The following is a 5658-nucleotide window of genomic DNA, read 5'->3' on the forward strand; positions in this document are numbered from 1 at the left end:
TGCACTCCAAGCAACTAAAATTGTACGTTTAAAATTGGATAAGAATATATAAATTGCCTGATCCAGTGAAATGCTTAAAAGTGGGATTATGCTGCTTTTGAGCGTAATTGTTTTTGTTCGCTTTGTTTATCAGCTGGTTTTAATTTAAAGGGTAAAATAAATCGGTTTTTGTAATTCTGGAAATTTCTATATCCATAATTGACATGATTTAATACTTTGATTTTATTTTTAGTCCCTTCAATTCTTCCGTTATTGTAAGGGTAAATAAAGCTGTTTTCTATGATCGGAAGATGTTTTCTTAACGTTTTTAAGCTTGTTCTCATATAACTTGAAATTAAAGGTGAAACAGGTCTAGTTAAACCAGTCTCTATGCCTTGAAATCCTTATCAGACATAGATTTTAGAAGTTCTTGATAGAGCCTATGGATGATGGTTTTGGTCGACTTTTATTCTACAAGGAATCTCATCTATCTGAACTTATGTTTCCTATATTTTCTTAGCTGATTGGAGTGCAGAGCGGCGACTCCGGTGGGATTAGCGTGACAGGTGAGACCCCACAGGAAACGAATTGTGAACAATTCGTTTGCGACGAGTAACCGCAGGAGCATTGATTGTTTTCGCGACGAGGAGACTCACCGCACGCCCCACGGAAAGCGTCCGCTCGGAACGGAAATCAGCGTGTATCAGGCTTTTTTTAATTTCATAGATATTAATAAAAAAATGACATTAGTGAAATTCCATCCCTTTCTCCTATTTATCGAGAAGGGGATTTTATTTCACCAACGTCATATATTGAACAACCTTTTTTCAGTAGCTTCCAAAAAGGAGTGAACTCTTTTTTGAGTTCACTCCAGAGTAAATCATTATTTATTTTACATTATTTAATAACTGATGAATTGTCTATCTTTCGCAACAGCTGATCTTCAATTTCTTTCCATTTAAAGTTATTAACACATGTATCCAAAGTCTCTCTAATTGTCTCATCATCCGTCGAATATACTTGCAAATACTCGGTTGCGTGGGAGATTTCTTCCTTATAGCGAGCTACTATTCCATCTACAGAGATATGGTTTGCTTCATTTGAATCTCGGAATTTTTTCACATCATAAATTTCATCTCCCGCATGTTCAGGTTCGTATTCATGCGGGCTTGTGCTATCAAAAAGAATCGTTTGAAGTTCTGGCAACCATACATAGTCAATGCTATTGCAGTCAAGACCACACCAACCCCATTGTGTATCAAGACCCAAACTCTCTGCTTTTTCTGCAAAGCGTTTCATCAATGTGGACTTCCCACTGCCTGGATAGCCTTTAATAAATATGCGTCTTTTAACACCTTTTGTCAGTGAATCAAAATAATCTTTTGCACCTTCAGGAGTTAATGTTCCCATTAATCTATGTGTACGTTGAGGTGTTTTATTAAATTTTAGAGTGGTAAATGTTTCATTCAATAGTGCTTCTGCTTGAGCATCAAACCCGCTCCAATCCATCCCACTGATGTATGGAACTTCCCATTCATCATGAAGATTTTTTGCGTTTGTCATGGTCTGTAATGCTTTATCAAGCCATTGTTCGCTATGCAATGTTTTTTCTCGTAAAAATTCACCATGTTCGCGCAGCTTATTTTCATCATAAGCCTCATAAAATGATACGACATGATGGGTAGTTCCATAAAATTTCGGTTCAAATGATATTGGGTGGGAAGCTTGAATAAATAAAATACGACTTCCTTTTACAAAAGTGGCTTCTATTGTATCGGCGTGCAATGGATCGTAAAACCACTCAATATCGTATCCTCGTTTTACATAATGATAGCCAACTTGTTTAAATAAATCGGACAATTTAAATGTAGGTGGAGATTTAATAAAATACACTTTTCGTGCTTCGCTAATTAAATCCGAATAAATATTTTTTACTCCTTGACCTGTAAAAGCTCGTCCAAATTGATGCGTTATAGTTCCGTTCATATAATCATCCCTTTCATTGTGTAGCTTCGAATCTACTATATGAAAGAATAAGTGAATATATGAATAAGAAGTTGTTTACTATTTAGGTAGTTCAGTTAATTTTAAAATCAAATTCTGCGAAAGTATAAGGGTGTAATGAACAATATAACCAAGAGTTAATGCAATAATGACAGTACCCACACCAACCGGTCCTCCGAGTAGCCATCCAAAGATTGCTACAACTACTTCAAGTAACGTTCTTACTCGTTTAACAGTCCATCCTGTCTTCTCCATGAGGATGAGCATGAGTGAATCACGTGGGCCTGCTCCAACATTTGAAGCGATGTACATGCCAACCCCAAGCCCCATCACACCTACGCCACTAATGAACAATACTATTTGCACTGTCGGATGTGATACAGCTGGTAGTATCCAAAGGAATACATCAGTAAATAAACCAACTAAAATCATATTTAACCATGTGCCAATAAGTGGCCAGCGTTTCGAATAGAGTGACGTTCCCAACACTAGTAATAAGCCACTTAAAATTGACCACATACCAATGGATAAGCCAAAATTCATAAATAATCCTACATGGAATACATCCCATGGCGCTATGCCGAGTATATTCCCTCTAATTGTTAATGCAATTCCTAATGCTAAAAACATCATTCCAACCATAAAAAAACTCCATCGTATGTAAAAAGCCTTTACCATGTCAAAAATCCTTCTCTCTATAAAAAATCCACTCATGCAGAGCATGAATGGATTTGAATTCTATTACCTATAGTATAACAGTCAACTATTTTTCGTATACCGAAATTTAATCTTGTTATGTTAGAGAAGTATAAACTCCATTTGTGCAGGTCAATAAATCAGTTGGTTTCAGATGAATTTGCATGCCGATTTTCCCAGCACTCACAATCATCATTTCAAGTTCTTTCGCCGTCTCATCAATGAATGTTGGAAATACTTTTTTCATGCCGAGTGGTGAGCATCCACCACGAATATACCCTGTTAATCCCAGTATATCTTTTACAGCAACCATCTCCACTTTCTTTTCACCAACTGCTTTTGCTGCAGCTTTCAAATTTAGTTCTTGTGCAACCGGAACTAAGAATACGAATATTTTTCCTGGACCTGCAGTGGCAACAAGTGTTTTAAAGACTTTTTCGACTGGTTGCCCTATTTTTAGTGCAACCGAAATCCCATCAATTTGTCCATCATTCACAACATACTCAAACAACTCATAATAAACTTTTTGTTGATCGAGCAAGCGAACTGCATTGGTTTTTGCTGGTTTATTAGACTTTGCCATAGACAATTCCTCGTTTCAAAAAAATCTCTTCTCCTTACTCTTTATTCATTAGCTTCTTCAACGCTTCGGCCATGGCTGTATTTTGTGGTTCATCTTGCTGTTTCAAGAATTTCTGTACATCTTTTTTGTTTACTTTACCGCCACCCGAAGTTTCTCGGCGTTTTTCAAATGCTGACAGTTTTTCACGATGCCCACATGAGCAAACAAAAATTTTGCCATCCCCTTCACCACGCATTTCCAGTTTTTTGTGACACACTGGACAACGTGCATTGGTTTGCATGGACACTGATTTTTTATAGCCACATTCACGGTCTTGGCACACAAGCATTTTTCCACGTTTGCCGTTGACTTCGAGCAAACCTTTTCCGCAAGTTGGACATGCTTTCCCTGTGATGTTGTCATGTTTATACTTTTGATCACTTTGTTTAATTTGAGTGACGACTTTTTTCGAAAACATGACCATGTCTTTCATAAATTGATCTTTTTTCATCGTACCTTTGGCAATTTTCGTTAATCGTTGTTCCCACTCCCCTGTTAAGGATGGAGATTTCAAATCTTCTGGGACCAATTCTAAAAGCTGTCTTCCTTTTGACGTTGTATAAATATCTTTTCCTTTCTTTTCCATCACAAAGCTATTAAATAACTTTTCAATAACATCTGCACGTGTTGCGACAGTTCCAAGTCCACCCGTTTCCACGGCTGTTTTAATAATGTCTTTTGATTCTCCCGCCATAAATGCTGAAGGATTTTCCATCGCAGCCAGTAAAGTACCTTCATTGAAACGTGCAGGCGGTTTTGTTTCCCCTTGCGTCATGGTGATGGCGCGTATATCAATGGTTTGCCCTTTTTCTACTGGTGGCAATGTACTTTCTGAGTCGCTATCTTTATCTTGATAGACGGTCTTCCATCCTTGATCGCGAACCGTTTTCCCTTTTGCTGTGAATTTTTCTCCACTCACTTCTAGCGTTATAACGGTTTGATCATAAGCATGAGGTGGCAAAAATACCGCTAAAAATCGTTTGACGATCATGTCATACAATTTTCGCTCCTTGTCTGATAAATCCTGCATATTCGGAGATTGTTCAGTTGGAATAATTGCATGATGATCGCTGACACGCGCATCATCGATTACCCCTTTTTGAGGTTGGATATTGCTAGAGCGTAAAATGCTGTTTGTCGCAGCTCGATATGGTTGTAAATCAACAGCTTTAACTCGATCTATTAACGTCGACTTCATATCACTTGTTAAATGCTTTGAGTCAGTACGTGGATAGGTCACTATTTTATGACGTTCATATAGACCTTGCAAGGTAGATAAGGTTTCTTTCGCTGACCATCCAAACAGTCGATGCCCTTCTTTTTGAAGTTCCGTCAAATCAAATAATGGCGGTGCTGGCTGTTTTTTTGGTGTTGTTTGTATAGACGAAATCTTACCTACTTTATTAGCGTCTAATTTTTGAAGTACTTGATCTACTTGTTCCTTATTAAAATTACTCGTTTGGTTGTTTAAACCAAATGACCAAGTATAGGTTGCTTCTTGCGTGATTGCTTGTAAACCGTAAAATGGCTTGGATATAAAATCACGAATTTGCTTTTCTCGCGTTGCAATTATCGCAAGTGTAGGCGTTTGTACACGTCCTGTTGATAATTGCGCGTTGTATTTCACGGTCAATGCACGAGTTGCGTTGATCCCGACTACCCAATCCGCTTCCGCTCTCGCAACTGCCGCTTCATATAAATGTTCATACGCACGACCGTCTTTTAGTTCACGGAATCCTTTTAAGATGGCTTGATCGGTAACTGAAGATATCCATAATCGCTTGACGGGTTTACGACTTTTCGCTTTTTCTAAAATCCAACGAGCGACAAGTTCTCCCTCACGTCCTGCATCTGTTGCAATAATAATTTCGTTAACATCCGTTCTATTTAGTTGTGCTTTGACCGCGTTAAATTGTTTCATGGTTTGTTTAATAGGCACCAGTTTGAATGGTTGTGGCAATATCGGCAAGTCCTCAAGTTTCCATTCTTTAAAGCTGTTATCGTATTGTTCTGGATCAGCGTGAGTGACTAAGTGACCGAGTGCCCATGTCACAATATATTGTGTGCCTTCTAAAAAGCCGTTTCCTTTTTTATGACAACCGAGGACGCGAGCAATATCGCGTGCTACGGATGGTTTTTCTGCAAGTACTACTGATTTAGACAAATTGTCCGCCCCTCTCTTCTATATGTCCATTATAACGGAAAGTAGCCGAAGCTGTTTTTTGGAGGTCGCCGGACTGTCCAGAAAGTCAGTAAAACTGCTTTTTTACGATTTTTTATGTAGTTTTTCAAGTATCCCGTTGCTTTCCGTTCCAGATGGACGCTTTCCGCGGGCACGGCTTCAGCCTCCTCGTCGC

At 38.5% G+C, this 5658-nt stretch carries 5 protein-coding genes; all 5 read right to left on the reverse strand.

What is annotated here, in order from left to right:
• Nucleotides 1–86: 86 nt before the first annotated feature.
• The gene (locus tag C406_RS20370) at nt 87–323 is read right to left on the reverse strand and encodes a transposase (RefSeq protein WP_081503788.1); all 237 of its coding nucleotides are present in this window, start codon (nt 321–323) and stop codon (nt 87–89) included.
• Between the two features lie 553 nt (nt 324–876).
• Complete coding sequence (locus C406_RS0118415; RefSeq protein WP_017382131.1) at nt 877–1965, reverse strand: hypothetical protein; 1089 nt, start codon at nt 1963–1965, stop codon at nt 877–879.
• 78 nt (nt 1966–2043) lie between these two features.
• Nucleotides 2044–2625, reverse strand: a complete 582-nt coding sequence (locus C406_RS0118420; protein ID WP_017382132.1) for a YczE/YyaS/YitT family protein — start codon at nt 2623–2625, stop codon at nt 2044–2046.
• Nucleotides 2626–2776: 151 nt separating this feature from the next.
• Nucleotides 2777–3262 (reverse strand): Cys-tRNA(Pro) deacylase, encoded by a 486-nt coding sequence (gene ybaK, locus C406_RS0118425; protein ID WP_017382133.1) that lies wholly within the window; start codon nt 3260–3262, stop codon nt 2777–2779.
• A gap of 34 nt (nt 3263–3296) precedes the next feature.
• Nucleotides 3297–5465, reverse strand: a complete 2169-nt coding sequence (locus C406_RS0118430; protein WP_017382134.1) for a DNA topoisomerase III — start codon at nt 5463–5465, stop codon at nt 3297–3299.
• Nucleotides 5466–5658 lie beyond the last annotated feature (193 nt).

Source organism: Paenisporosarcina sp. TG-14 (genome assembly GCF_000297555.1).
In the GTDB taxonomy this organism is placed as follows: Bacteria; Bacillota; Bacilli; order Bacillales_A; family Planococcaceae; genus Paenisporosarcina; species Paenisporosarcina antarctica.

Excerpts from the sequence above, each read along its gene's own strand:
- ybaK (WP_017382133.1), bottom strand. The coding sequence starts at position 3,262 with ATGGCAAAGTCTAATAAACCAGCAAAAACCAATGCAGTTCGCTTGCTC.
- C406_RS0118420 (WP_017382132.1), bottom strand. The coding sequence starts at position 2,625 with ATGGTTGGAATGATGTTTTTAGCATTAGGAATTGCATTAACAATTAGA.
- C406_RS20370 (WP_081503788.1), bottom strand. The coding sequence starts at position 323 with ATGAGAACAAGCTTAAAAACGTTAAGAAAACATCTTCCGATCATAGAA.
- C406_RS0118415 (WP_017382131.1), bottom strand. The coding sequence starts at position 1,965 with ATGAACGGAACTATAACGCATCAATTTGGACGAGCTTTTACAGGTCAA.